This is a genomic window from Acinetobacter sp. 1207_04 (assembly GCF_052850415.1).
The window spans coordinates 1-240 of sequence record NZ_VXCQ01000051.1 but is presented as its reverse complement, the minus strand read 5'-3'; the positions used below and the strand labels follow the sequence as shown (position 1 = coordinate 240).

The 240-nt window shown below is 50.0% G+C and carries 1 pseudogene; it reads right to left on the bottom strand.

The features are described from left to right. A pseudogene (locus FW754_RS16430) lies at nt 1-240 on the bottom strand (Ig-like domain-containing protein); the annotation flags it as partial.

Genomic DNA, 240 nt, shown 5'->3' with positions numbered 1-240 from the left:
TTAAGTTGCCTGGGTTCGGTACTGTCCAATCACCTTTTGAGTCTGCAACAGTGGTTACTGTCGTTCCATCTGGGAATTTAACTGTAACGTCTGCACCTGGCTCAGTTGCACCCGTGATCGGATCTTTTGGATTGATCGGGTTGATGTCGATTGTCGGCGCAATACCATCTACTGGCTCTTTCGCTGTACCTTCGTTGCCTGCTGGGTCTTTCGCCGTTGCAGTCACTTCTTGACCATTCG